The 24,521-nt window shown below is 68.4% G+C and carries 23 protein-coding genes, 1 tRNA gene and 1 riboswitch; of the genes, 10 read left to right on the top strand and 14 right to left on the bottom strand.

Annotated features, from left to right (window positions below; all coding sequences use genetic code 11):
• Nucleotides 1-11 precede the first annotated feature (11 nt).
• The gene (locus UAJ10_RS12925) at nt 12-2,222 is read right to left on the bottom strand and encodes a tetratricopeptide repeat protein (RefSeq protein ID WP_322915722.1); all 2,211 of its coding nucleotides are present in this window, start codon (nt 2,220-2,222) and stop codon (nt 12-14) included.
• 174 nt (nt 2,223-2,396) lie between these two features.
• On the opposite strand from UAJ10_RS12925, the gene polA reads away from it, so the two are divergent.
• Nucleotides 2,397-5,402 (top strand): DNA polymerase I, encoded by a 3,006-nt coding sequence (polA, locus tag UAJ10_RS12920; protein ID WP_322915721.1) that lies wholly within the window; start codon nt 2,397-2,399, stop codon nt 5,400-5,402.
• Between the two features lie 144 nt (nt 5,403-5,546).
• Here the strand turns inward: polA and UAJ10_RS12915 are convergent, their stop codons facing one another.
• The gene (locus UAJ10_RS12915) at nt 5,547-6,902 is read right to left on the bottom strand and encodes an IS5 family transposase (protein WP_322915720.1); all 1,356 of its coding nucleotides are present in this window, start codon (nt 6,900-6,902) and stop codon (nt 5,547-5,549) included.
• 191 nt (nt 6,903-7,093) lie between these two features.
• On the opposite strand from UAJ10_RS12915, the gene UAJ10_RS12910 reads away from it, so the two are divergent.
• A complete protein-coding gene (locus UAJ10_RS12910) occupies nt 7,094-7,408 on the top strand; it encodes a hypothetical protein (RefSeq protein ID WP_322915719.1) in 315 nt (104 codons plus the stop codon).
• Here the strand turns inward: UAJ10_RS12910 and UAJ10_RS12905 are convergent.
• The 4 genes from UAJ10_RS12905 to thiO form a co-directional block, all read right to left on the bottom strand.
• The gene (locus UAJ10_RS12905) at nt 7,405-7,992 is read right to left on the bottom strand and encodes a thiamine phosphate synthase (protein WP_322915718.1); all 588 of its coding nucleotides are present in this window, start codon (nt 7,990-7,992) and stop codon (nt 7,405-7,407) included. The genes UAJ10_RS12910 and UAJ10_RS12905 overlap by 4 nt on opposite strands.
• Before the next feature lies 1 nt (nt 7,993).
• Nucleotides 7,994-8,767, bottom strand: a complete 774-nt coding sequence (thiG, locus tag UAJ10_RS12900; RefSeq protein ID WP_322915717.1) for a thiazole synthase — start codon at nt 8,765-8,767, stop codon at nt 7,994-7,996.
• Nucleotides 8,760-8,963 (bottom strand): sulfur carrier protein ThiS, encoded by a 204-nt coding sequence (gene thiS, locus UAJ10_RS12895; RefSeq protein ID WP_322915716.1) that lies wholly within the window; start codon nt 8,961-8,963, stop codon nt 8,760-8,762. Before thiS ends, thiG begins: the two co-directional genes overlap by 8 nt.
• Complete coding sequence (gene thiO, locus UAJ10_RS12890) at nt 8,960-10,189, bottom strand: glycine oxidase ThiO (RefSeq protein WP_322915715.1); 1,230 nt, start codon at nt 10,187-10,189, stop codon at nt 8,960-8,962. The genes thiS and thiO overlap by 4 nt, the downstream gene beginning before the upstream one ends.
• Nucleotides 10,157-10,266, bottom strand: a riboswitch (TPP riboswitch). (Overlaps the previous gene by 33 nt.)
• A 188-nt stretch (nt 10,267-10,454) precedes the next feature.
• Here thiO and motA point away from each other — a divergent pair.
• Both motA and UAJ10_RS12880 read left to right on the top strand, forming a co-directional pair.
• Nucleotides 10,455-11,381 carry a flagellar motor stator protein MotA gene (gene motA / locus UAJ10_RS12885; RefSeq protein WP_322915714.1) on the top strand — a complete coding sequence of 309 codons (927 nt, stop codon included), beginning with the start codon at nt 10,455-10,457 and terminating at the stop codon, nt 11,379-11,381.
• 321 nt (nt 11,382-11,702) lie between these two features.
• Nucleotides 11,703-12,305 (top strand): DJ-1/PfpI family protein, encoded by a 603-nt coding sequence (locus UAJ10_RS12880; RefSeq protein ID WP_322915713.1) that lies wholly within the window; start codon nt 11,703-11,705, stop codon nt 12,303-12,305.
• A 517-nt stretch (nt 12,306-12,822) separates the two neighbouring features.
• Here UAJ10_RS12880 and UAJ10_RS12875 read toward each other — a convergent pair.
• Nucleotides 12,823-13,893: a COX15/CtaA family protein gene (locus tag UAJ10_RS12875; protein ID WP_322915712.1), complete on the bottom strand. Its 1,071-nt coding sequence runs from the start codon at nt 13,891-13,893 to the stop codon at nt 12,823-12,825.
• Between the two features lie 97 nt (nt 13,894-13,990).
• Nucleotides 13,991-16,081, bottom strand: a complete 2,091-nt coding sequence (locus UAJ10_RS12870; protein WP_322915711.1) for a S9 family peptidase — start codon at nt 16,079-16,081, stop codon at nt 13,991-13,993.
• A 232-nt stretch (nt 16,082-16,313) separates the two neighbouring features.
• Between UAJ10_RS12870 and UAJ10_RS12865 the strand changes: the two genes are divergently transcribed.
• Nucleotides 16,314-16,967, top strand: a complete 654-nt coding sequence (locus UAJ10_RS12865) for an HAD family hydrolase (RefSeq protein WP_322915710.1) — start codon at nt 16,314-16,316, stop codon at nt 16,965-16,967.
• A 102-nt stretch (nt 16,968-17,069) separates the two neighbouring features.
• On the opposite strand, the gene UAJ10_RS12860 is transcribed toward UAJ10_RS12865, so the two are convergent.
• Nucleotides 17,070-17,354, bottom strand: a complete 285-nt coding sequence (locus UAJ10_RS12860) for a hypothetical protein (protein WP_322915709.1) — start codon at nt 17,352-17,354, stop codon at nt 17,070-17,072.
• A gap of 145 nt (nt 17,355-17,499) precedes the next feature.
• Complete coding sequence (locus UAJ10_RS12855; protein ID WP_322915708.1) at nt 17,500-18,777, bottom strand: PQQ-dependent sugar dehydrogenase; 1,278 nt, start codon at nt 18,775-18,777, stop codon at nt 17,500-17,502.
• 187 nt (nt 18,778-18,964) lie between these two features.
• Between UAJ10_RS12855 and UAJ10_RS12850 the strand changes: the two genes are divergently transcribed.
• The gene (locus tag UAJ10_RS12850) at nt 18,965-19,426 is read left to right on the top strand and encodes a YccF domain-containing protein (protein WP_322915707.1); all 462 of its coding nucleotides are present in this window, start codon (nt 18,965-18,967) and stop codon (nt 19,424-19,426) included.
• Between the two features lie 150 nt (nt 19,427-19,576).
• Here UAJ10_RS12850 and UAJ10_RS12845 read toward each other — a convergent pair whose 3' ends face one another.
• Nucleotides 19,577-20,677: a patatin-like phospholipase family protein gene (locus UAJ10_RS12845; RefSeq protein ID WP_322915706.1), complete on the bottom strand. Its 1,101-nt coding sequence runs from the start codon at nt 20,675-20,677 to the stop codon at nt 19,577-19,579.
• Between the two features lie 171 nt (nt 20,678-20,848).
• Between UAJ10_RS12845 and UAJ10_RS12840 the strand changes: the two genes are divergently transcribed.
• The 3 genes from UAJ10_RS12840 to UAJ10_RS12830 all read left to right on the top strand — a co-directional run bounded on the left by UAJ10_RS12840 (nt 20,849) and on the right by UAJ10_RS12830 (nt 21,718).
• A complete protein-coding gene (locus UAJ10_RS12840) occupies nt 20,849-21,109 on the top strand; it encodes a hypothetical protein (protein ID WP_040849837.1) in 261 nt (86 codons plus the stop codon).
• A gap of 82 nt (nt 21,110-21,191) precedes the next feature.
• The gene (locus UAJ10_RS12835) at nt 21,192-21,461 is read left to right on the top strand and encodes a BrnT family toxin (protein WP_322915705.1); all 270 of its coding nucleotides are present in this window, start codon (nt 21,192-21,194) and stop codon (nt 21,459-21,461) included.
• Between the two features lie 11 nt (nt 21,462-21,472).
• On the top strand, nt 21,473-21,718 hold the full coding sequence (locus UAJ10_RS12830) for a helix-turn-helix domain-containing protein (RefSeq protein ID WP_416235362.1): 246 nt from the start codon (nt 21,473-21,475) through the stop codon (nt 21,716-21,718).
• 27 nt (nt 21,719-21,745) lie between these two features.
• Here UAJ10_RS12830 and UAJ10_RS12825 read toward each other — a convergent pair.
• Nucleotides 21,746-21,832: transfer RNA gene (locus UAJ10_RS12825), tRNA-Leu, on the bottom strand.
• Nucleotides 21,833-21,926: 94 nt separating this feature from the next.
• Entirely contained in the window at nt 21,927-22,697 is a 771-nt protein-coding gene (locus UAJ10_RS12820; RefSeq protein ID WP_322915704.1) for a competence/damage-inducible protein A, read from the bottom strand.
• A gap of 245 nt (nt 22,698-22,942) precedes the next feature.
• Between UAJ10_RS12820 and map the strand changes: the two genes are divergently transcribed.
• Nucleotides 22,943-23,788 carry a type I methionyl aminopeptidase gene (map, locus tag UAJ10_RS12815; RefSeq protein ID WP_322915703.1) on the top strand — a complete coding sequence of 282 codons (846 nt, stop codon included), beginning with the start codon at nt 22,943-22,945 and terminating at the stop codon, nt 23,786-23,788.
• Nucleotides 23,789-23,872: 84 nt separating this feature from the next.
• Here the strand turns inward: map and UAJ10_RS12810 are convergent, their stop codons facing one another.
• Nucleotides 23,873-24,373 (bottom strand): hypothetical protein, encoded by a 501-nt coding sequence (locus tag UAJ10_RS12810; RefSeq protein ID WP_322915702.1) that lies wholly within the window; start codon nt 24,371-24,373, stop codon nt 23,873-23,875.
• Nucleotides 24,374-24,521: the final 148 nt, after the last annotated feature.

Here is a 24,521-nt window from a genome sequence, read left to right as displayed (position 1 = left end):
GTGGTGCTGTCTCAGGCGCCCTGTACCCATTGTGACAGCGCGTCGCGCGCGCGGGCGATGGGGTGTTGCCAATCGCCAGGGATGGACTGGCGGAACTGGCGCAGGGTGGGATACCAGGGCGAGTCGTCACGGTTCAGCAGCCAGCGCCAGTCGGTGTCGAAGCGGTTCAGCAGCCAGACGGGCCGGCCCAAGGCCCCCGCCAGATGCGCCACCGCCGTGTCCACGCTGATGACCAGATCCAGCTGGGTGATGAGGGCCGCGGTGTCGGCGAAGTCCGCCACCCCGCGCATCAGGTCCGTCAGGGGGAAGCCCGTGGGTGCCGCCCCCTCCTTCTGCAGGCTGAAAAAGCGCACGCCCGGCACATCCGCCAGGGGAACCAGCAGCGCCGGATCGATGGAGCGGCGCCGGTCGGGAACGCTGGTCGTGGGGTTGCCGGCCCAACACAGGCCGACCTTGAGGCCCGGGCCGCCTGCCGCCATCGCATCACGCCAGCGGGACACGTCGGCCGGGTCGGCCGCCAGGTAAGGCACGGCGGCCGGTATCGTGTCCAAGGTGGTGCCGAAGGCCAGCGGCAGGCTCATCAGCGGGCAGTGCAGATCGAAGGGCGGCAGCGGATCGCCGGTCGCCACCAGCCGGATGCGCCCCTCCGCCGCGCCGGGCAGGCTGCGCAGCAGGCGCAGCAACGGCCGGTAGACCTCCAGCACCACGATGTGTCCCCGCTCCGCCGCCAGCGGGGCGTAGCGGCAGAATTGCAGCACGTCGCCCATGCCCTGCTCGGCATGCAGTAACAGGGTGGAGCGGCCCGCCTCCGCCCCCTGGCCCCGCCACAGCGGCTGGGTGTAGGCGCGGCGGGCGGCCTTCATCAGGTCCGTATCCCAACGCCGCTCATAGTCCGCCCACCCCCCGGCGAAATCCCCCAGCAGCAGGCGGGCGTGGGAACGGTTCCACAGGATTTCCGGGGCGGCGTCGGGCAAGGCCGCCGCCTTGTCGAAGTGGGACAGCGCCTCCGCCGGGCGGCCCAGATGGGACAGCATCAGCGCCACGTTGCCGTGGGCCGTGGCCAAGCTGGGTGCCCGCCGCGCCGCCTCCAGCGCCCGCGCCAGCGCCCCGGCGAAATCGCCGGCCGCCGCCAGGGCATTGCCCATGGCCAGGTGCGCCTTGGCATCATCGGGGCGCAGGCGCAAGGCCTGTTCGGCATGGGCCCGCGCCCCCACCGCGTCATCCTGGCCCGCCAGCGCCGCCGCCAGGTTGCACGCCGCGTCGGCATGGTCGGGCCGCAGGGCCAGGGCCTGGCGGTACAGGGCCACCGCCTCATCCCGCCGGTGCAGGGCCCCCAGCACCAGGCCCAGGTTGTTCAGCACGTCGGCCCGGCCGGGCGCCAGGGCGCGCGCCCGCCCCAGCGCGCCCTCCGCCTCCGCCGCGCGGCCCTGGCCATGCAGGGCCATCCCCAGGCCCATCAGGGCGTCGACATGATCCGGCGCCTGGGCCAACACCTGGCGGTACAAGGGTTCCGCCGCCGCCGACCGGCCATCGGCCAACAGCAGGTTGGCCAGGTTTAGGGCGGCGTCACGATGGCCGGGATCGAGGGCCAGGGCCTGACGATAGGCGTCCTCCGCCTCGGCGCCCCGGCCCAGGGCGCGCAGGGCGTTGGCGCGGTTGTAGACCGGGTCTGCCCGACCCGGCGCCAGCGTCATGGCCTGGTCGAAGCAGGGTAGCGCCGCCTCCGGCTGGTCCAGGCGCAGCAACGCGCCGCCCAGGTTGTTGTGGATGTTGGGGTCCTTCGCGTTCAAGGCCAGGGCCCGGCGGTATTCCGTCACCGCCTCCGCCACGCGGTCCTGGTCCTGCAACACGTTGGCCAGGCCCAGATGGCCGCCCACGCTGGCGGCGTCCACGGCCAGGGCCCGGCGGAAGCAGGCCGCCGCGCCGTCCAGCTGACGCTGGTCGTGCAGAACGTTGCCCAGCAGGACATAGAAGGCCGGGGCGTCCGCCTTCGCGCCGATGGCCTGGCGCGCCAGGTCGGCGGCGGCGTCCAGGTGGCCGGTCTGATAAGCCAGCGTCCCCAGCAGGTAAAGGGTGTCGGGCTGTCGCGGCGCGGCCGCCAATATCCGGCGGTACAGCGCCTCCGCCTCCGCCAGGCGGCCGGCGGCATGGTGGCCGGTGGCGAGGTCGAAGATCTCGGCCAGGGCGGCCGCCCCCTCCTGTCCCTGCTGTTCCCCGCTCACGGCCAGCCCGTCCTTCCTGATGGCGCCGCCTACCTTGGCGGCAATCCCCGCCGCTGTCGAGGCGGGAGCCACCGCCCCTCGACAGCCCCGCCCCAAATCGGCCATGGTGCGCTCCCGGGATGCCCGCGGTCACGCGCCCGTCCCACCCCGCCCGTTACGCTGAAGATGCCCGCCATGGCCGACACCCCCGACGCGCCCTCTGCCGCGACCGCCCCCATTCCCGTGCCCCCGGACGCGCCCACGCCCGTCACCGGCGTCCCGGCCGTGCCGGGCGCGGTGAAGGAGACGCTGTACCTGGTGGACGGCTCGGGCTTCATCTTCCGCGCCTATCACGCGCTGCCGCCGCTGAACCGGCCGGACGGCACGCCGGTGAACGCGGTGCTGGGCTTCACCAACATGCTGATGAAGCTGCTGGCCGACGTGAAGGTGCACTCCGTCGCCGTCATCTTCGACAGCAAGCGCGAGAATTTCCGCAACGCCATCTATCCGGACTACAAGGCCCACCGCCCGCCGCCGCCCGAAGACCTGATCCCGCAGTTCGACCTGATCCGCCAGGCGGTGGACGCCTTCAACCTGCCCTGCCTGCACCTGGAGGGGTATGAGGCCGACGATCTGATCGCGACATACGCCCGCCTGGCGCGGGAGGCGGGGCGAGACTGCGTCATCGTCTCGTCCGACAAGGACCTGATGCAGCTGATCACCGACGGCGTCGGCCTGCTGGACCCGATGAAGAACAAGAGCATCGGCCGGGACGAGGTGCTGGAGAAGTTCGGCGTGGCGCCGGAACTGGTGGTGGATGTGCAGTCCCTGGCCGGCGACAGCGTGGACAACGTGCCGGGCGTGCCGGGCATCGGCGTCAAGACCGCCGCCCAGCTGATCACCGAATACGGCGGGCTGGACGCCCTGCTGGAGCGTGCGCACGAGATCAAGCAGCCCAAGCGGCGCGAGGCCCTGACCGTGCATGCGGAGATGGCCCGCATCTCCCGCCAGCTGGTGAAGCTGGAGGCCCACGTGCCGGTGCCGGAGCCGCTGGAGAACCTGACGGCGCGCAAGCCCGACCCCGAGCGCCTGATCGGCTGGCTGCGCGAGCAGGGCTTCCGCTCCGCCATTCAGAAGGTCGAGAACGATATCCTGAAGGCGAATGGGGCCAACGGGGGCGCCGGCAATGGCGCCCCGGCGCTGACGCTGGAGGCCACGGCCAGTGGCGGCGGGGCGGAGCAGCGCACCGACGCCGTGCGCGCCGCCTACAACAGCCGTTTCTACAGCACCGAGGTCGCCCCCATCGGGGAACCCAAGATTCCCGCCCCCACCGAGATCGCGTACGAGCTGGTGCAGGACGCCGCCGTGCTGAAGCGCTGGATCGATGAGGCGACGCTGGCCGGCACGGTGGCCATCGATACCGAGACCGACGGCCTGTACCCTGACCGGGCCAAGCTGGTGGGCTTCTCCCTCTCCCACACGCCGGGCCGCGCCTGCTACGTGCCACTCACCCACGTCAACCCGGACGCCCCCAAGGAACAATCCGGCGGCTTCGATTTCGGCGAGGCGCCGCCCCCGCCACCGCAGATTCCGCTGGACGAGGCCCGCACCCTGCTGGCGCCGCTGCTGGCCGACCCGTCGGTGCTGAAGGTGGGCCATAACCTGAAGTTCGACATCCGCGTCCTGGCCCGCCACGGCTTCGCCACCGGCCCGGCCGCCATCGCGCCGGTGGACGACACCATGCTGCTGTCCTACGCCCTGGGCGCCGGCGCCCACGGCCACGGCATGGACGAGCTGGCGCAGCGCCACCTGGGCCACACCTGCATCACCTTCGACGAGGTGACGGGCACCGGCAAGAACCGCATCACCTTCGACCGCGTGCCGCTGGACCGCGCCTGCGCCTACGCGGCGGAGGACGCCGACATCACCCTGCGCCTGCACCAGGTGCTGAAGGCCGACGTGCTGTGCCGCCACCTGATGACGGTGTACGAGACGCTGGACCGCCCGCTGACCCCCGTGGTCGCGACCATGGAGGAGGCCGGCATCCTGGTGGACCGCGCCATGCTGGCCGAGCTGTCACGCGATTTCGCCGGCCGTCTGGCGGCGCTGGAACAGGAAATCCACACCCTGGTGGGCCACCCCTTCAACGTCGCCAGCCCCAAGCAGCTGGGCGAGGTGCTGTTCGACGAGATGGGCCTGCCCGGCGGCAAGAAGGGCAAGACCGGCGCCTATTCCACCGACAGTTCCGTGCTGGAGCCCTTGGCCGAACAGGGGGTGGAGGTGGCGCAGAAGGTGCTGGACCACCGCCAGCTGGCCAAGCTGAAGTCAACCTACACCGACGCGCTGCAGGAGGAGATCAACGCCCACACCGGCCGTGTCCACACCTGCTTCGCCCTGGCCGCCACCGCCACGGGCCGGCTCAGCTCCACCGACCCCAACCTGCAGAACATCCCCATCCGCACGGAGGAGGGGCGCAAGATCCGCCGCGCCTTCGTGGCGCCGGAGGGCCATGTGCTTCTGTCCGTGGACTACAGCCAGATTGAGCTGCGCCTGGTGGCGGAGATCGCCGGCGTGCCGGCCCTGAAACAGGCCTTCACCGAGGGCATCGACATTCACGCCATGACGGCGAGCCAAGTGTTCGGCGTGCCGCTGGACCAGATGACCAGCGAGATCCGCCGCAAGGCCAAGGCCATCAACTTCGGCATCATCTACGGCATCTCCGGCTTCGGCCTGGGACGGCAGCTGGGCATCGGCGCCGGTGAGGCCGGGGCCTTCATCAAGCAGTACTTCGAACGCTTCCCCGAACTGGCCGGCTATTTCGAGAAGACCAAGGCCGAGGCCAAGGAGAAGGGCTACGTCACCACCCTGTTCGGCCGCCAGTGCTGGATCCAGGGCATCAAGGAAAGCAACGCCGCCCGCCGCGCCTTCGCCGAGCGCCAGGCCATCAACGCCCCCATCCAGGGCACGGCCGCCGACATCATCCGCCGCGCCATGGCCCGCGTCCCAGCCGCGATGGCGAACGCCGGGCTGACCGGCCGCATGCTGCTGCAGGTGCACGACGAACTGCTGTTCGAGGTGCCGGTGGCGGAGGTGGACGCCACCATCCCCGTGGTGCGCCAGGTGATGGAGGGGGCGGCCAGCTTGAGCGTGCCCCTGGTGGCCGAGGCCGGCACCGGACGGAGCTGGGGCGAGGCGCATTAATATAAAAGTGGCCTTGATTTCAATTTCTACAACTGATGGGATAATTACGGTTAGCGGCGTCGGGGGACGCCAGCAAGCGATTTCAGGAATGGGGAAAGCATGAAGAGACTGAAATGTCGCCCGTGAAGAATGGCCCTGACCGGTTCAATTTGAGCTGATCAGGGTCATTTCGTTTTGGATTTGGAGAGCGCAGAGCAGGGCACGCCAAAGGTCCTTGAACCACCTGACGAGGAGGTGGAAGTTGAAGCCAGCGGCTGCGAGGACGGCATTGATACGGTCGCCGTGGCGTCCCTTGAGGTAGTTCCGTCCCATGCGGTGCTCGGCCTTGAGGTGGCCGATGATGGGCTCGATGGCGGCGCGGCGCTTCATCTCCCGTTTGATGGCGGTGGTAGTCCTGCGGACCTGGCCTGTGATCCAGACCTTGAACTTGTTGGGATGGTCATGGCCGCGATAGCCCCTGTCGACGTGGACGCGGTCCGGCTCGCGTCCAGTGTTGGCTTTGATGTCGGCGACGGCCTTGGCCAGGGTGTGGCCGTCGAAGGGGTTGGTGTGCAGGGCCTGGGCGTGGAGGACGAAGAGGCCGCCCTTGGGCTTGGTGATGGGGACGGCGACGCTGACCTTGCAGCCGAACTCGTAGGGGGCGCGGGCCTTGCCCTTGCCGATGCATTCGACCTCGGGGGCGTGGAGGGAGTAGACTTTCTGCCCGCGCTGGCGCTGGGTCTGCATGCTGACCTTGATGGCCAGGTCACGTAAGGGGCCGTAGCGGGCCAGGAGGTCTGGGGCCTCGGCGCCTCCCTTGGCGGCGACCTTGCGGTTGATGTCACGGATGAGGCGGCCCAGACGGGTGCGCAGGAACTTTAGTTCCCGGTTGGCGCGCTTGTGTTGGTGGGCGTGGGTGTAGCGGCCGACCATGATGGCGGCCTTCTTGGCCACGCGCAGATAGCTCTGGCGCAGCGTGAGGCCGTTGTCCTTGGCGAAGCCGACCAGCTTCTCGATGGCCTTGTGGGTCAGGCGGGCGTCGGTGGGGTGGGCGACGGCCTTGGGCTGGACGGTGGTGTCCACCGCCACGCGCGCCAAGTCGCGGGTGCTGAGCGCGCCGGTGGCCTGGGCCACCCGCAGGCTCTCCTGGATCAGCGCGGCCAGCCGCTCCTCGCCCAGGCGCTGGCGCCAACGGGACAGCGACGACCGGTCGAAGGGCAGGTCGTGGCGGAAGACCTCCTCGCCGCAGAAGAACTGGAAATAGGGGTTCTCCGCCCAGCGGGCGGTCAGCACCTCATCCGACAGGTTGTGCATGTGCTTCAGGATCAGCAGGCCCGCCATCAGCCGGACCGGCAACGGCGGCTGGCCTGGTCCGCCGCCATAGACCCCACCCAAGCGCTGTTCCAGAAAGCCCCAGTCGATCTTGCCCGACAGCACCACCAGTGGGTGCTTCAGGTCGATGATCTGGTCCAGGGCTGGACGCAGAAGGTCTTTCTGTCGGGTGTCCCGGGGTCGTGACATGGCCTGTTCCCACCGCTGTTCACAGGGGGAATCGAATCACGAAATGGCCCAAAAGGGGATCTCCAAATTGCAAGAAAGCGGAGGCCAAGCCCCCTCTTTCCTGCAAATTCGATTACAGCACTACCAGCCAAACACCATGGTCGGCCAACGGCTTAGAAATCATTCACGGGCGACTGAAATGGGCCGGCTCCTTGCTGGCGATGGGGATCTGCGCGGCCCAGCCCGCCGGGGCAGAACCGACGAGCGGCGTAGTCCACATCACCAGCGTTCGCGTCTACGCGAACGGTACAAACTCCGCAGCCTTCGTCGCCGTAGACTCGACGACCTTCTGCTCCACGGACACCTTTGCAATCAACTTGGGCGATACATATTCAGGTCCGTCCTTGCTGAGCGCTGCCCTGTCAGCTCAGGCCCAAGGCAAGCGCGTGACGCTGGAGGCCGCCAACGGAACCGGTTGTGCCGGCTGGGGGACCAAGCTGCAATCCATCACGATATTGACCAACTAATCGCCCCACGCCGCCAGCAACTGCCGGACCACGGCGCCGGGGTCGCTTGCGCGCATGACCGTGCCCATGACGGCCAGGCCGGCGGCACCGGCCGCGCGGACTTGCGCCGCGTTGGCGGGGGTGATGCCGCCCAGGGCCAGGGCGCCGGGCAGGCGGGACAGCGCCTGGGGGCCCAGGGCGGGACCATAGCCGGGCTTGGACGCGGTCTCGAAAATGGGGCTGAGGGTGGCGTAGTCGGCGCCGCCGAGGCCTTCCTCCGGATGATGGCGCGAGATGCCCACCAGGGCCCGTGGTCCCAGGCGGGCCCGGGCCGCCGCCACATCGCCGCCAGCCCCGAGATGCACGCCGTCGCACAGTACCGCCGCCGTCAGGTCACCATGCACGGTCAGCAGGGCGCCGTGGTGGCGGGCGATGGGTCGCAACTGGCGCACCAAATCCAACCGCTCGCAGGGGGCCAGATCCTTCTCCCGCACGCTGGCCCAACGGCAACCGGCGGCGAAGACCCGGTCCAGCAACCGCGGCAAGGGCATGCTCGCTTGGCGGCGGTCGGTGATGACCAGCAGCGCTGGATATGGCAACGCCACCCTACCCCCCGATCAGCCCCAGCTCGGGGCTGGAGGCCTCGGCCCGGGTGCGCTTCGGAATGCGGCCGGCCAGACGGGCCAGGCGGCCGCCGGCGACGGCGTGGCCCATGGCGGCGGCCATGCGCACCGGGTCGGTGCTCTTGGACACGGCGGTGTTGAGCAGCACGGCGTCGCAGCCCAATTCCATGGCCAGCGCCGCGTCCGAGGCCGTGCCGATGCCCGCGTCCAGGATGACCGGCACCGTGCTGCGCGCGCAGATCATTTCGATGTTGTAAGGATTGAGGATACCCAGGCCTGTGCCGATGGGGGCACCCAGGGGCATGACGGCGGCGCAGCCGACGTCGGCCAGGCGCCGGCAGACGATGGGATCGTCGGTGCAATAGGGCAGGACGGTGAAGCCGTCGTCCACCAGCTCGGCGGCGGCCGTCACCAGCTGTTCCACATCCGGGTACAGCGTCTCACGGTCGCCGATCAGTTCCAGCTTGATCCAGTTGGTATCCAGGGCCTCGCGCGCCAGCTGGGCGGTCAGCACCGCATCCTTCACCGTGGCGCAGCCGGCGGTGTTGGGCAGCAGCCACGCGCGGTCGCGCACCAAGTCCAGGATGCCCTCGGCCCCGCCCTCCATATCCACCCGGCGGATGGAGACGGTGACCACCTCGGCGCCGGACGCCGCCAGGCTGTCCAGGAACACCTGCTGGTTGGGATAGCCCGCGGTTCCGAGGAACAGGCGGGAGGTGAACGCCTTGCCGGCGATGCGGAACAAGTCTTCAGCCACCTTGCAACACCTTCACGATTTCAATGGCGTCGCCATCGGCGACGGCGCGCTCCGCCCAGCGGGCACGGGGCACCACGGTGCCGTTGATGGCCACGGCGATGCCGCGGGAACCCAAATCCAACCCCGCCTCTCCCAGCAGAGCCGGCAGGTCCAGCCCGTCCGCATGGGCGCGGGTCTTGCCGTTCACGGTGATCATGCGCGTGCCCTCAACTCGGTTCCCTGCTGGAAACGCCCAATTCCGAAGGGCGCCAGCAGCGGGTCAACCCGGCCGGTCAGGATGTGGTTGGCCACCAGGTCGGCCGTGCCGGGGGTCAGCAGGATGCCGTTGCGGTGGTGGCCGGTGGCCATGACCAGGCCGGCGACATCCGGCACGGGCCCCAGGATGGGGGCGTCGTCGCGGCTGCCGGGGCGATGCCCCACCCACATCTCTTCGATGGGCAGCTCCTCCACCCCCGGCAGGGCCCGCCACGCGGCCTCCAGCAGGGCCAGCACGCCACCGGCCGTCAGATGGTCGTCCCAGCCCTTGTCCTCGGTGGTGGCGCCCACGATCAGGCGACCGTCCAGCCGGGGCACCAGATAGCATCTGGGCGGCCACACCACATGGCGCAACAGGGGCCGGGCCGGGTCCATGCGCAGGGCCAGCATCTGGCCCTTCACCGGCCGCACCGGCGGCACCGCGCCCTCCGGCAACCCCGCCAGCTGGCGCGACCAGGCGCCGGCGGCCAGCACCACCACGTCGGCGGGCCTCAGCGCGCCGCCCACCACCACGCCGTCGACACGGCCGGCCGTCAGGGACAGGGCCTCCACCGCCGCGCCCTCGTGCAGACGGGCGCCAGCCATCACGGCGGCGGCCTTCAGCGCCAAGGCCAGCTTGCGGTTATCCACCTGGCCGTCATCGGCGCCCAGCACACCGGCGGCGGCGCGCGGGTTCAACCACGGCTCCCGCTCCTTCACCTGGGCGCCGGTCAGCCAGGCGACATTCAGGCCCAGGCCGCGCTGGAACTCGAAGCCGCTGCGCAGCACCTCGACATCGTCGCGGGTCAGGGCCACCTGCACCGTGCCTTCGGTGCGCAGGTCGACGGACAGGCCGCTGCAGGCCTCCAGCTCGGCGGCGAAGGCGGGCCAGCGCCGCTGGCTGTCCAGGGTCAGGGGAAGCAGCGCCTGCTCACCCGGTTCCGTCTCCACGGCGGCGGCCAGCATGCCGGCGGCGGCGTGGGTGGCGCCCCGGCCGGCGGTCCCCCGGTCATAGATGTCGACCGTGCCGCCGGCGGCGGCCAGGCGCCAAGCGATGGACAGGCCGATGCAGCCGGCGCCGATGATGGCCACACGGGGCATCGCCCGGGGATGGACGGACGGTTGGGCGGATGAATGGCCCGAAGGCGGATAATAGGTCACGGTCTCGCGATCTCCCTTCGCCGGCATGATCCGGAGCAGGTTCCATGGGTCTGATCTCAGCCGCGGGCCTGATGGTCAGGCGGGCGGCACCCCAGTCGATGGCGGGAACGATGGCGGACGGGGCGTCCGAATTCAAGGGTCTTGGCGTCATGCCTGGGTGACGGGGCGGCGTTCGGCATCACCCGTTCGCGCGCGCCGATGTCCCGAGCGCCCTACCCCATCAGGGATTTGACAAGTAGGCCGATTGGCTGGACTCTGCGAACCTTAGGGGTCCATCTACCAAGGTCTGCTCATGTTTGCCGCCATCGGCCTGCTCGGCGTGTTCATCTGCGTGTTCGGGTCGTTCATGATCTTCGGCGGCAAGATCGGCATCATCCTTGAGGCCCTGCCCGGTGAGTTCATGACCATCGGCGGCGCGGCCATCTGCGGCTTCATGGTGTCGAACAGCACCCACACCATCAAGCAGGCGCTGGGGGCCGTGAAGCGCATCTTCCCCGGCGCCAAGTTCCACAAGAAGGAATACATGGAGCTGCTGTCGCTGCTCTATCAGATCCTGAAGACGATGAAGACCAAGGGCGTGCTGGCCATTGAGCAGCACATCGAAAAGCCCTTGGAAAGCAACATCTTCAACGCCTACCCCTCGATCATGAAGGACCCGTTCACGGTCAAGTTCATCGCGGATTACCTGCGCATGTTCTCCATCGGCGTGGACAACCCACATGAGCTTGAGGCGCTGATGGAGCAGGAGATCGACAAGGCCAAGCACGAGGACCTGCATTCCAGCCACGCCTTTCAGACCATGGCCGACGCCATGCCCGCCCTGGGCATCGTCGCCGCCGTGCTGGGCGTCATCAAGACCATGGCATCCATCACCGAGCCGCCCGAGGTGCTGGGCAAGCTGATCGGTGGCGCCCTGGTCGGCACCTTCATGGGTATTTTCCTGTCCTACTGCATCATCGCCCCCATCGCCTCGCGGCTGAAGGGCGTGGCGGAGGAGGAAAACCAGTTCTACCACGTCATCCGCGCGGCCATCACGGCGCACCTGGCGGGCTATGCGCCCCAGGTGTCCATCGAGGCGGCGCGAAAAAGGTGCCGACGGAATACATGCCCGACTTCAACGAGTTGGAAGAGGCGCTGTCGGCGATTAGTTAGTGTTCCCAAGCGCCGGGCGCGGCCATCCCGCCGCTTTGCGCGCCCCGAACCCCATCCCAAGGTTTAGGTCAAGGCGGGCACGGCCGTGCCAGAGCTTGGCAGGGCACCCGCAACCCAGCCATGCCGCACCGCAACCCCGATTCGGTCTTAATGCGATTGACCTGGGGCGCCGGAGAGGCCAACTACGGTGCCATGCGAATAGAGCGTCATCCCATCGGCCCGGCATGCATCACGACAGCCGCCCACGCCTGACGCTTTGCCATGGCCGCCTGTTCCTGGGCGGCCATTTTCACGAGGCAGCATCCATCGCGCCTTGCCAACGGCGCCGTCCCCTGGGGAACGGCGACGGGCGGGTGTCGGGCCGCCGAAACAACATAGGAGACGTAATTTGACCGATCAGCCGCTCGCTGGAAAAGCCGTTGCCATCCTCATCGCCAACGGCTTCGAAGAAGTGGAAATGACCGAAGCCCAGCGCGCCCTGCTGCGCGCCGGCGCCGCGCCCAAGATCATCTCGCCCGAGCAGGGTCTGGTGAACGGCTGGCACGGTACGTCCTGGGGCCACTATTTCCCCACGGACAAGCAGATCGGCGAAGTGCTGGCCGCCGACTTCGACCTGCTGGTCCTGCCGGGTGGTGAGCGCAGCGTGGCCAAGCTGGCCGCCAACCCGCACACCCGCCGCATCATCGGCAGCTTCATGGACGCCGGCAAGGGCGTCGCCGCCATCAACCACGGCGTCCAGTTGCTGGCCGTGGCCCAGCGCCTGAAGGGCCGCACCGTGACCGGCAACGAGGCGATCCGCGAGACCGTCGAGGCCGCCGGCGCCACCTGGGTGGCCGAGGAAGGCCAGAACATGAACATCGACCGCCAGCTGCTGACCGCCCGCGGTCCTGAAGAAGTGGTGCCCGAGTTCATCGAGACCATGCTGCGCGTCTTCGCCGACGCCCTCGAGTACCGCCGCCAACTGCAGGCCGAGAAGGCCGCCGCCGCCTAACCAGGCACCGGCATCGGACTGAAAAAAGGGCGCGAGGCATCCGGCTTCGCGCCCTTTTTGCTTAAGCCAACTGACTCAGAAATAGGCCCATTCCGGGCCCGCCTTTGACCGGCGAGATAGTCGGGCCCCAACAGATGTCGAGAATGCGACTATGCCGATGCCAGCTCCCAATAATAATAGGAGCCGCTCCCAGTCTATTTCCGGGAACCATCCAACCAGACAAAATACCGCAGCATGAGTCGCGAAAGCCAAACACATGCAGGCAAGCTGGCTCCTGGTCGCCCTCGGGGGCCATCGGATCCGGAAGATAATGGTGGATAACCAATAGCCACTCACAACCTCAAAGGCACTGGCGAGATACAGTCCAAAGACCCAATCCCGCAGATGCCACTCCTGAGCAGGCACATGGAACGCAAAGAGTAACAGGACAGCCCCAAGCGCTGTTTCCAATAGCCGCTCAGTCAACCAAATAGCAGCCCTTTGCCCCATTGCCTGCATCTCGCCTCACCAAGGGCTGCTACGAGGGCCGCCGGTATTCCATCACTGTCCAGGTGAACAGGCCCAGCAGGACCAGGGCGCCCGCCTGGTGGGTGGCGGCCACGTGCACCGGCACGAACATCAGCAGGGTGCTGATCCCCAGGCTGATCTGCACCAGCACCATGGCGGCCACGGCGATGGCCAGGGCCCGCACGCTGCCCTGCACCCCGGCGCGCAGCGCGCGGAAGGCGTAAGACCATACCACCAGCCCGGTCAGTATGGCCAGCCAGCGGTGGGTGAACTGTACGGCGGCCGTGTTTTCCAGGATGTTCAGCCAGGCGGGGCTAAGGTTCCACATCTCCTCCGGCGCGAAGGTGCCGTTCATCAGCGGCCAGGTGTTGTAAGCCTGGCCGGCGTCCAGCCCGGCGGTGAAGGCGCCCCACACCATGGTGGTGGCGACCAGGGCCATGGCGACGCCGGCGTGGCGGCGCAGGGACGCGCGCGCGCGATGCAGGGTGCCGCTGGCGGCGGGGAACAGCAGCGGCAGGGCCGTGGCCAGCATGGCCACATAGATCAGCACCGCCAGCGACAGGTGGGCCGCCAGGCGGTAGTGGCTGACGTCGGGCCGGTTCACCAGGCCGCTTTTCACCATGTACCAGCCCAAGGCGCCCTGCAGCCCGCCCAGCACGAACAGACCGGCCAGGCGCGGCACCAGGCTGCGCGGCACGCGGCGGGTGGCGAGGAAGAACAGGAAGGGCAGAAGGAAGACGACGCCGATCAGGCGCCCCACCAGCCGGTGGAACCATTCCCAGAAGAAGATGCCCTTGAACTGCGCCAGGTCCATGCCGCTGTGCTTCAGCGCGAATTCCGGCGTGGCCTGGTATTTGGCGAATTCCTCCGCCCAGGCGGCGTCCGACAGGGGCGGCAGGGCGCCCGTCACCGGCTTCCATTCCGTGATCGACAGCCCGCTTTCCGTCAGACGGGTGATGGCGCCGATGACGGCCATGGCGAAGACCAGGCCGGCGCAGACCAGCAGCCAGATGCCGATGGCGCGGTATGGCGCGCGGGTGGCGACCCGGGCGCGGGCGGTGGGGAAGGGCGTGACGGTCACGGCGACAGGTTCCCAGGCGAAGAGGAAGAGGGACTGGGCCTAATTATAGGCTGACCCCGCCGCCCCTTACAAATGCCGGCCGCCGGACGAATTGTCCTTACAAACCCTTGCCGAAGGCCCGCAGCAGGAAGGCCTGGGTCAACGCCACCTCCTTCAGCTTATCGAAACGGCCGGCGGCGCCCGCGTGGCCGGCCCCCATCTCGGTGCGTGACAGCAGGACGTGGTCGTCGGTCTTGAGCGTGCGCAGCTTGGCCGTCCACTTGGCCGGTTCCCAGTAGGTGACGCGCGGATCGCTGAGGCCGGCGGTGATCAGCAGGTGGGGATAGGCCTTGGCCGCCACGTTGTCGTAGGGGCTGTAGGACTTCAGTCGCTGATAGACCTCGGGCTCGTTGGGGTTGCCCCATTCGTCATACTCGATGACCGTCAGGGGCAGGCTGTCGTCCAGCATGGTGTTGACCACGTCGACGAAGGGGACCTGGGCCACGATGGCGCGGAACAGGCCCTCGGGCGCCATGTTGGCCACGGCGCCCATCAGCAGGCCGCCGGCGCTGCCGCCTTCCGCCGAGATGTTGCCGGCCTTGGCGTAGCCTAGGGTTCCCAGGAACTGGGCGGCGTCGATGAAGTCGGTGAAGCTGTTGATCTTCTTCTCCAGCTTTCCGTCCTCATACCAGCCGCGCCCCAGCTCATCCCCGCCGCGGATGTGAGCGATGGCGAAGGCGAAACCCCGGTCCAGCAGACCCAGCCGGTTGGCGGAGAAATAGGGATCGATGCCGTTGCCGTAGGCGCCATAGGCGTAGAGATGCAGGGCGCCCGAGCCGTCCTTGGGGAAGTCGCGGCGGTGAACGATGGACACGGGGATCAGCGTGCCGTCGCGCGCCGGGGCCATCAGGCGGGCGCTGACATACTGGTCGGCGTCATAGCCGCTGGGTATTTCCTGGACCTTGCGGATGGCCAGCGTGCGGTCGTTCAGGTCATAGTCGTAGACCGTCGGCGGCGTCACCAGCGACTGATAGCGCAGGCGCAGCAGACCACCGTCATAGTCGAAGTTGGCACCGGGCCCGACCTCGAACGCCGCATCGGGGAAGGCGATGTCGTGGGCGCCGCCCTGCTTGTCCAGCACCCGCACCACCTGGGCGCCGTCCACCCGGGCATAGACCACCAGCCAGTCGCGGAACGCCATGTGCCCGGTGAGGTAGGTGCGGTCGGCCGGGGCGATGACCTCCACCCAATTTGCCTCGCTGGTATCGGCCAGCGGCGCCTTCACCAGGCGGAAGTTGCGGTGGGTGTCGTTGGTGATGATCCAGGCGATGTCGCCCTGGTCCTCGACATTATACTCATGCCCCTGGCGGCGGGGCAGGACCAGGCGCGGCGCGTCCTCCGGCTGGGCGGCGTCCAGCAGCCGCACCTCGGTCGACACGTTGTTGTGGGCGACGATGCGGATGAACCGGCCGGACAGGGTCAGGTCCAGGCTGACCATCCAGGCGGGATCGGCCTCCTCATAGACCAGCACGTCCTCGGTCAGGGCAGTGCCCAGGCGGTGGCGCCACACGGTTTTGGGCCGCTGGAACTCGTCCTGGCGGATGTAGAACAGGTGCCGGCCATCGGCCGCCCAGGCGACGCCGGGGGTGGCGTCGGCCGCCCCCTCCAGCACGACGGTGCCACTGGCCAAGTCCTTCACCCGCACGCCATAGCGTTCTGAGCCGTCGGTGTCGGCGGTGTAGGCCAGGTAACGGCCGTCGCGCGTCGTCTCGAAATCCGCCACGCGCATGAAGTCGTGCTGCGCCGCCAGGACGTTCACATCCAGCACCACTTCCTCTTCGGACGTGCCGGCGGCCCAGCGCACGAAGACGGGGTAGTTCTGGCCGGCGGCGAAGCGCGACTGGTAGAAATAACCGTCACGGCGGTAGGGCACGCCGGTGTCGTCCTCCTTGATGCGGGCGCGCAGCTCGGCCACCAGGGCGGGACGCAGGTCCCCCTCCCCACCCAGCACCTGCTCGATATAGCCGTTCTCAGCCTCCAGGTAGGACAGGATGTCCGGGTCCTTGACCTCGGGGAAGGCGGGGTCGCGCAACCAATCGTAGGGGTCGACGCGGACCTCGCCGTGGGCCGTCTTCTCCACCGGCCAGACCCGGGCCACGGGCGGCTTGGCGAAAGCGGACTGGCGAAAGGGGGCGTCAGAGGCGGACATGGATGGCGACACCAATGGTTGTGCCGCCCACGTCGGGAATGGCAGGCGGCGGAAAGGGATCGCAACGATATGGTCGGGGGTATCGAACCGGCAAGCGGGCCCGAGTGAGGGGGTGCCATGTCCCCGGCACGGCCGGCGGTGGGGAACCTGCCATGCCGCCCCGGCACTGGCGGCGGGGCCGAGGCCGGGTTATCCCCAAGGTCACAGCCACCCGCAGCATGAAGACACGGACATGCCGTTTCCCCACGCCATCCAGGCCGCGATCTTCGACATGGACGGCCTGCTGATCGATAGTGAGCGCCCCCTGCGCGGCGCCATGATGGATGCCGCCGTGACGGTGGGCCGCCCCCTGACCGAGTTGTTCTACGGCACCCTGATCGGCCGGCCCTATCCGGCGGTGCGCCAGATGCTGGTGGACCATTTCGGCGGCGAGACCGTGTTCGAGCGCTTCACCGAGCTGTACCGCAATGCCATCCAGGCGCATTTCGACGCCGGCATCGCCCTGATGGCCGGGGTGGTGGAACTGCTGGACCATCTGGACGCCGCCGGCATCCCCATGGCGGTGGCGACCAGCACCCAGCGGGAGCGCGCGCTGCACCATTTGACCCAGGCCGGCATCGCCCAGCGCTTCCGCGTCCTCATCGGCGGCGATGACGTCAGCCAGGGCAAGCCGCATCCGGAGCCCTACCTGAAGGCCGCCGCCGCCCTGGGCATCGATCCCCGGCACTGCATCGCGCTGGAGGACAGCCACAACGGCATCCGCGCGGCGCACGCCGCCGGCATGATGGCGGTGATGGTGCCGGACCTGCTGGCCCCCACAGAGGAGATCGAGGCGCTGTGCCGCGTGGCCGCCGACCTGCATGAGGTTCGGCGCTGGGTGGCGTGACGCCACCGGGCGCAGGCGCCGTGCGCCCAACAAAAAGGGCCGGCAGCGACAGCTGTCGACCCTTGCGCCGGACACCCGAGGTGCCCGGTGATCAGCGCTTGCTCAGACCGTCAGGTTCACGAACGCGCCGCGGGTGCGGCCGGTGTCCGACGCCGCCTTCACCTGGTCCTGCGTCGGGCTGAAGTTCTGCGTGAAGCTGCTGCTGTTGTTGGACGCGTTGTTGTCCGTGTTGGCCTGGTCGGTGCCCTGATCCGAGGTCCCCTGGGTCTTGACCGGGGAGATGGACTGGACCTGCGAGTTGGAGACGTCGCTGGTCGAACCGACACCGGAGGTCAGGAACGTCGCGCCGTAACCAGAGCTGTAGAAGTTGATGCCGCCGATGGACATGGGAATGGCCTCCTTTAGCCATCCCGACATATACGCTCATTTTGCAAATTGGACAAGGGTGGCGGCGGCAGAAATTGCCCACCGCCACCGCCCTTTCATTGCCGCTAGACTCCAGGCGGCCTTCAAATCTTGCAAATAGAAAGGCTTACGACTTGCCCTTCGCGTGATAGCTGATGCGCCACACCGTGCCGCCGACGTCGTCCGCCACCAGCAGGCTGCCGTCGTGCGCCATGGCCAGGCCAACCGGGCGGCCCCAGACCTGGGCCGGATTGGTGCCGGGCAGCCAGAAGCCGGTGGCGAAGTTCACATAGTGGCCCGCCGGGCGGCCGTGGGTGAAGGGCACGTAGACGATCTTGTAGCCCGTGGGCTTCGCCTTGTTCCACGAGCCGTGCAGGGTGACGAAGGCGCCGCCCTGGTAATCGGCGGGGAACTGGTGGCCGGTGTAGAACAGCAGGCCCAGCGGGGCCGAATGGGCGTCGAACAGCAGGTCGGGCACGATGGCCTTGGCCACCAGGTCCGGGCGCTTGTCGGCGAAGTCCGGCTGGGGATGGTTGCCGATGTAGGAATAGGGCCAGCCGTAGAAGCCTTCCGGCTGCAGGCGGGTGAAGTAATCGGGCACCAGCCCGTCGCCCAGGCCATCCCGCTCATTCACCACGGCGTAGAGGTCGTCGGTGCCGGGATAGAACTGCAGGCCCACGGGGTTGCGCGTGCCCGTGGCGTAGAGGCGCTTCACCGTGCCGTCCATGTTGAACTCGGTCACTGCGGCGTGGGGCTTCGGATCCTCCGCGATGTTGCTCATGGAGCCGATGCCGACGAAGAAGCTCTTGCCGTCGGGCGCGAATTCCAGGGTGCGGGTGGGGTGGCCCTTGGGCTGGCCCAGCGCGCCGTCCGGCGTCACCTGGATGCGGTCCCCGGCCGGCTTGGTGTCGCCGTCCTTGTACGGGATCTTCCACACCGCCTTGATGTCGCCCACCCAGAGGTAGCCGTCGTGGAACTCGATGCCATAGGGGCGGTCGAAACCGCCGGCGAAGGTGATGACCTGGTCGGCGGTGCCGGTGCCCTTGCTGTCGCGCAGCAGGGTGATCTCACCCGGCGTGGCCTGGCGGGCCAGGAAGACATCGCCGTTGGGCGCCACCGCCAGGTTGCGCGCTCGGCTGAGGCCCGTGGCGAAGACGGAAACGGTGAAGCCCTTGGGCACGTTCAGGCTGGCGCCGTCCGGGCGCGGCACCTCTTCCGACGAATTGCCCACGCCCTCGGTGGCATAGGGGGCGGGCAGGTCGGCGGCGCGGACCTGGATGCGCTGGCCCACCTTCTGCTCGGGATTGCCGGCGGGGGTCGCGGCCCCGGCGGAAGACCAGGCGGGGGCCAGCGCCCCCAGGCTGAGGCTGACGGCGGACAGGACGGCAAGGCTGCTGCGGCGCATGGGTCGCTCGGATGTGCGGGGGATGATAACGTTGTCACTGTCGGTGACTTTAACCACGTTCGCAAGAACGCACCTTGGCATATGCCGGAATGCCGCGCCCCGCAAGTCACCGCCGTCACAGCCCCGCCTCAAGGTGGCTCCCCCGCCCCGGCCGGTGTGGTCCTGGACGGCGCGGGCCCGTTGAGGAATGATCGCACCAGGAAGCAACAAGCGGGGCCTGCGCGTCATGATCAGTCTGCTGATGAACATCCTGTGGGTGGTGCTGTTCGGGTTCACCGGGGCGCTGGCCTGGTTCATGGCCGCGATCCTGATGGTGGTCAGCGTCGTCGGCATCCCCTGGGCCCGGGCGGCCTTCAACATGGGCCTGTTCGTGCTGTGGCCCTTCGGCCAGATGGCGGTCGACCGCCGCGTCCTGACCGGCCGGGAAGACCTGGGCACCAGCCCCCTGGGCTTCCTGGGCAACGTCATCTGGTTCCTGTTCGCCGGCTGGTGGCTGGCCCTCTACCACGTCTTCGCCGGCGTGTTCTGGTTCGTCACCATCATCGGCATCCCCTTCGGCATCCAGCACTTCAAGTTCGCCATGCTGGCGCTGGCCCCCATCGGCAAGGCCATCGTGCCGGTGGAGACCATGGGAATGCCGCGTTACTAGTTCCTCAGGCGCCGGAGTTCTGGTTTTCCTCATGCGCCGGCAGGCGCATCCGCGCCTTTGGCTTGTCCTCCCTTTTCAGTCCGCTGGCGCTCCCCGAATAAGGTCCGGCGGCCCCGGTCGGGGCCTAGGAAGAAAAGGTGGGGCCGCCGTTCAGCCCTGCAGCGGCTCCAGCAGGTCGGGGATGCGGTCGCGGTCGACGGCGTCCAGGAATTCGTCGGCCAGACGGTCGGTCTCGGCCACGGCTTGGCGCCAGTAGCGCTGGCGCTCGGCGGGCGGCAGCGCCTTGAAATCGCGGCGGTCGGGAATTTTGCCGTGCGGCAGCGACGCCAGGAATTCATCGGACGGGCACAGCAGCAGGGTGCGGGCCAGCGAGGCCGCCGCCGGGCGGCGCCAGGCCAGGGCCTTGTCGAACCAGCCCGGCACCACCTTGGGCCCGAAGTGGGGGAACAGCACCAGGTCGCTGCCCGGCGTCTCCGCCACGAACGGAATGTCCAGGTGGTAGTCCATGATGCCGCCATCCATGTAGGCGCCGGGGCGGGCCCCGCCGATGTCGCGCACCAGTTCGAACAAGAAAGGGATGGCGCCGGAAGCCATCAGGGCGTCGCCCAGGTTGGCCGGGGTCAGGGCCACCCGCCGCGTAGGGAAGCCGGCGGCGAGGTCGAAGGGGTCGGCCGCGCGCGGGTCGGCGAACAGCGTGCGCTGGAAGAACAAGGGCAGGCTGCGGCGGCTGACCAGGTTGGCCAGGCCGGCCGCCCCGATGCCCGCGCCCACCCAGGCCGGATGGCGCGCGCTGAGCGGCCCCCGCCCCCGGACCGCCAGGACGGATAGGCGCATGGCGGGGTGGGACAGGATCTCCCGCGCGCCCTTGCGGTCGCCCTCGTTGGCGCCGGACGGCGAGCCCAGGATGATGTCGAGGAAGGCGCGGCTTTCCCGCGTCAGGGTGGGCATGGTGGCATCGGACGGGACATAGGCCAGGTAGGCCTCCTCGAACCGGCGCAGCACGGCGGCCGGATCCCGGCGCGCCATGGCGGCGAAGCGCCAGCTGCCGATGGAGCTGCCCACCATGGCCAGGGGCTGGGTGCGTCCCTGGAACCAGCGCGACAGGATGGCCCGGTCCAGGCGGGTCAGCGCCAGCCATTTCGGCCCGCCGGACGCGCCCGCCACCGTGCCGAACATCTCATCCGACACGCCGTCGCGACGCAGGCGGGCCAGGGCCTCGGGCCCGGCCAGGAAACGCAAGGCAGGCGCCACGTCCTTCCCCCTAAAACCGCTCAAGTTTCGGCTTGAAACACCGCTTAAACCCGCGCATGGCTTCGCGTCCGCGCCATCCGCTATGATGGTTTCCGACCCCCTCGCCGGCACGGGTGCCGTCGGCGGATGTCATGTCCCAAGCATCTGATTGTTATTCAAGGAGTTGCCATCATGTCCACCCCCCACAAGCGCGCCATGGAAGCTGTGCTGGAAGCCGCCGATCTGGATATCAAGGCGGCCCTGGAGGAGCGGGGCATCACCGACAAGCATTCGGAAGAGGCCGACGACACCATCCTGGACGTGGCCATCCTGCACGCCTGGCGCATCTTCGTGCGCATCAACGAGGCCCAGGGCCTGACCGTCGACCCCGGCCTGTTCGTCGACCTGGCCAGCGAACTGGCCGAGGACATGGCGGAAGACCGGGAGCAGTGAGCCCTGCTTAGCTTCCCGTGGTCGGGGTCGACACCATCGACTTGACCATGGAAAGAGATCCGTCAATGACGTAGTATGCCCCATGAAGATCGAGTTCGACCCAGCCAAGGATACGGCCAACCGCCATAAGCACGGACTCGACCTCTCTTTCGGCGAACAGGTACTGCTCGATCCCGACTTACTCGAGTTCTTGGATGACACCCTGGACTATGGCGAGGACCGGTTCCTAGCTTTGGGATTGGTCGCCGGTATTGTCTACGCCATGGTCTACACAGAACGGGAAGATGCGATCCGCATCATCTCCGTTCGTGTGGCCGACAAAAGAGAACAGGCCCGCTATTTCAGCCGTTGAAGGTAAATGGCATGACCGATGACATCCCCTTTACCGACCGGCAGTTGGCCAAGATGCGCCCGCAGGCGGTGGCCAAACGCATTCGTCGCGCCTTGGGGCTTTCCCAAGAAGACTTTTCCGCGCGTTACCACATTCCTCTGCGTACCTTGCAGGAATGGGAACAGGGTCGCCGCGAACCGGATGCCACAGTTTTGGCGTACCTCACGGTTATCGAGAAAGAGCCATTGGTGGCGGCCAGGGCCCTGGCGGCGGAATAGCGCCTGCCCTGAATGAGGCCCCACCCGTGGTGCCCGCTGCCGGGATCGAACCGGCACGCCCGTGAGGGCGAGGGATTTTAAGTCCCTTGCGTCTACCAATTCCGCCAAGCGGGCATCCAGGGTCGAGGCCGGGAGGGACCCTAGCGGAGGTGGGGCCGGCAGGGCAAGACCAGTAACGCGTGTGGGACCGCCTCTTGCGGTCTTCCCGTCAGGCGGCGCCCTCCACCACCTCCGGCTCCGCCCCCATGCCGCGCACCAGGGCCGCGACCTCGTCCGTGGCCGCGGCCAGGCGGGTGGCGTCGGGGCTGCGCAGCACCAGGCTGGTGGCGAAGCGCCCCTCGCGATAGGTGGGGTAGCTGCCGATGTCCACGTCGGCATAGCGGTCCTGGATGGCGCTGAGGCCGCCGGCCAGCTCCCCCTCCCCCACCAGGCAGCGCACGGTGCGGGCCAACACCACCGGACCGCCCACCAGGCGGTTGGTCAGGCCGGCCAGCATGGCCTGCATGATAGCCGGCACCCCCGCCATGACGAAGACGTTGCCGATCTGGAAGCCGGGGGCGGCCGACACCGGGTTGTCGATCAGGATGCCGCCCTGCGGCACGTTGGCCATGCGCAGCCGCGCCTCGTTCAGGTCCCGCCCCGTGCCCTGATAGTGCGCCTCCAGCCGGCGCACGGCCTCGGGATCGCGCAGCAGCGGCACACCGAAGGCCTTGGCGACGCAGGCGGCCGTGATGTCGTCGTGCGTGGGGCCTATGCCGCCGGTGGTGAAGACATAGGTGTAGCGGGCGCGGGTCTGGTTCACCGCCTCGATGATAGCCGCCTCGTCGTCCGCCACCACCCGCGCCTCCCGCAGGCGCACGCCCATGCCGCCCAGCACCTTGGCCAGGTGGTTCAGGTTCACGTCCTGCGTGCGGCCGGACAGGATCTCATTGCCGATGATGATGAGGCAGGCAGTGGGCGCGGCGGTGGGGGCGGTCATCGAGGCGGGCTTTCGTCGCGGGACGGGATATGCCGCGCGATTATAGGGGGAAATGGCCCGCCGCCAACCGCCCCTGACACGGATTCGGGGCCCTGCCCTGCCCCCGGATTGCCTTGCCGTGGGGCGGTGGCGCGCCTAAGTTCGGAACCGTGTGTTCCGGCACCTGTTCACCATCCCGTGGGTTGCCGGAGGCTGGTGTTTGGCTGGGCCGGCCCCTGGGCCGCCCGACAGATGGATTTGAGAGCATGAACAGAGGCGAAGCGGCCGCCGCCGCGGATGAAGAGTACGAACTGGAAGACCGCGGCATCGTCATCCACGGAGAGGAAGGCTTCGCCGCCATGCGCAAGGCCGGCCAGACGGCCGCGGCCCTGCTGGACTACCTGACCCCCTTCGTCGTGCCCGGCGTGGCGACGGAGGAGATCGACCGGTTGTGCGAGGAATGGACGCAGGCCCATGGCGCCAAGTCCGCCACCCTGGGCTATCGCGGCTACCCCAAGTCCTGCTGCATCTCGGTCAACCATGTGGTCTGCCACGGCATCCCCAGCGACAAGCGCCTGCAGAAGGGCGATATCGCCAACATCGACGTCACCGTCATCGTCGACGGCTGGTACGGCGACACCAGCCGCATGTTCTTCGTGGGCGACGACGTCCCGCTGAAGGCGCGCAAGCTGGTGGACGTGACGTATGAGGCCATGATGCGCGGCATCCAGGCGGTGCGTCCCGGCGCCACCTTGGGCGACATCGGCCATGCCATCCAGACCTTCGCCGAGGGCAACCGCTTCTCCGTCGTGCGCGACTTCTGCGGCCACGGCGTGGGCAAGGTGTTCCACACCGCCCCGTCCGTCCTGCACTTCGGCAAGCCCGGCCAGGGCACGGAACTGAAAGAGGGCATGATCTTCACCATCGAGCCGATGATCAACATCGGCCGCTATGACGTGAAGATCCTGTCCGACGGCTGGACCGCCGTGACCAAGGACAAGAGCCTGTCGGCGCAGTTCGAGCACACCGTGGGCGTGACCAAGGACGGCTGTGAGATTTTCACCCAGTCCCCGGCCGGCTTCCACCGACCGCCCTACGCCGCCAAGGCCTGATCCGGGCCCGGCACCCAGCCTGTCATTCAAAGAAAACCCCGCCCAGGTCGCCCCGGGCGGGGTTTTTTCATATCGGCGGCGGGATCACGCGCGGGCGACGTGCGGCCCCCGCACCACCTGGAGGTGGTGCTCCAGCACATCGCCCACCGCCGCCTGGGTCTGGGCCAGCACCTGGCGCAGTGAGGCCAAGGCGCCGGCCTCCGCCACGCCTTGCCCGGCGCGGCGCGCCAGGAAGCGGCTGATGTGGGCCAGGCGGGGCGTTCCCATCTCCGCCGCCGTGCCGGTCAGCAGATAGGCGTAGTGGCGCACGCCGTCGACGGCGCCGCGCTGCAGCGCCAGCTCCAGGGCGCCGCCGGCATCCACCAGGCATTCCGCGTAGAGCGTCAAAATATCGGCCAGCGCCCCGTCCCCCAGTGACAAGGCGTAGCGGCGCAGGCGTTCCTCCTCCACCACGGGAATGCCGGGCAAGGGTTCAAGGCCGCGCTCGTCTCCCGACCCATAGGACTTGTCAGTCAAGGACTTGTCGGCCGGGGACTTGTCGGCACGGGCCGTCTTGGCGGCGGACAGGGGAATGAGATGGGGCATCGCGGCTGGACTCCTTTGGTCAGGCGAAGTAACCCCAAAGCAATAGATATGCCAGGCAACGGCTGGGCGGATGGACCAGGAATTCCCGCGAGTCGCGGCCAACACACGGACGGGCCCACCCGGCAAGCCCCTTCAATCCGGTTTGCGA

It is taken from the genome of Nitrospirillum guaranorum, from assembly GCF_034653275.1.
GTDB lineage: Bacteria > Pseudomonadota > Alphaproteobacteria > Azospirillales > Azospirillaceae > Nitrospirillum.
Note: the sequence above shows the minus strand (reverse complement) of the source record. Positions and strands in the feature narration are given on the sequence as shown.

Excerpts from the sequence above, each read along its gene's own strand:
- polA (WP_322915721.1), top strand. The coding sequence starts at position 2,397 with ATGGCCGACACCCCCGACGCGCCCTCTGCCGCGACCGCCCCCATTCCC.
- UAJ10_RS12915 (WP_322915720.1), bottom strand. The coding sequence starts at position 6,902 with ATGTCACGACCCCGGGACACCCGACAGAAAGACCTTCTGCGTCCAGCC.
- thiS (WP_322915716.1), bottom strand. The coding sequence starts at position 8,963 with ATGATCACCGTGAACGGCAAGACCCGCGCCCATGCGGACGGGCTGGAC.
- thiO (WP_322915715.1), bottom strand. The coding sequence starts at position 10,189 with ATGCCGGCGAAGGGAGATCGCGAGACCGTGACCTATTATCCGCCTTCG.
- motA (WP_322915714.1), top strand. The coding sequence starts at position 10,455 with ATGTTTGCCGCCATCGGCCTGCTCGGCGTGTTCATCTGCGTGTTCGGG.
- UAJ10_RS12870 (WP_322915711.1), bottom strand. The coding sequence starts at position 16,081 with ATGTCCGCCTCTGACGCCCCCTTTCGCCAGTCCGCTTTCGCCAAGCCG.
- UAJ10_RS12865 (WP_322915710.1), top strand. The coding sequence starts at position 16,314 with ATGCCGTTTCCCCACGCCATCCAGGCCGCGATCTTCGACATGGACGGC.
- UAJ10_RS12860 (WP_322915709.1), bottom strand. The coding sequence starts at position 17,354 with ATGTCCATCGGCGGCATCAACTTCTACAGCTCTGGTTACGGCGCGACG.
- UAJ10_RS12855 (WP_322915708.1), bottom strand. The coding sequence starts at position 18,777 with ATGCGCCGCAGCAGCCTTGCCGTCCTGTCCGCCGTCAGCCTCAGCCTG.
- UAJ10_RS12850 (WP_322915707.1), top strand. The coding sequence starts at position 18,965 with ATGATCGCACCAGGAAGCAACAAGCGGGGCCTGCGCGTCATGATCAGT.
- UAJ10_RS12840 (WP_040849837.1), top strand. The coding sequence starts at position 20,849 with ATGTCCACCCCCCACAAGCGCGCCATGGAAGCTGTGCTGGAAGCCGCC.
- UAJ10_RS12835 (WP_322915705.1), top strand. The coding sequence starts at position 21,192 with ATGAAGATCGAGTTCGACCCAGCCAAGGATACGGCCAACCGCCATAAG.
- UAJ10_RS12830 (WP_416235362.1), top strand. The coding sequence starts at position 21,473 with ATGACCGATGACATCCCCTTTACCGACCGGCAGTTGGCCAAGATGCGC.
- UAJ10_RS12820 (WP_322915704.1), bottom strand. The coding sequence starts at position 22,697 with ATGACCGCCCCCACCGCCGCGCCCACTGCCTGCCTCATCATCATCGGC.
- map (WP_322915703.1), top strand. The coding sequence starts at position 22,943 with ATGAACAGAGGCGAAGCGGCCGCCGCCGCGGATGAAGAGTACGAACTG.
- UAJ10_RS12810 (WP_322915702.1), bottom strand. The coding sequence starts at position 24,373 with ATGCCCCATCTCATTCCCCTGTCCGCCGCCAAGACGGCCCGTGCCGAC.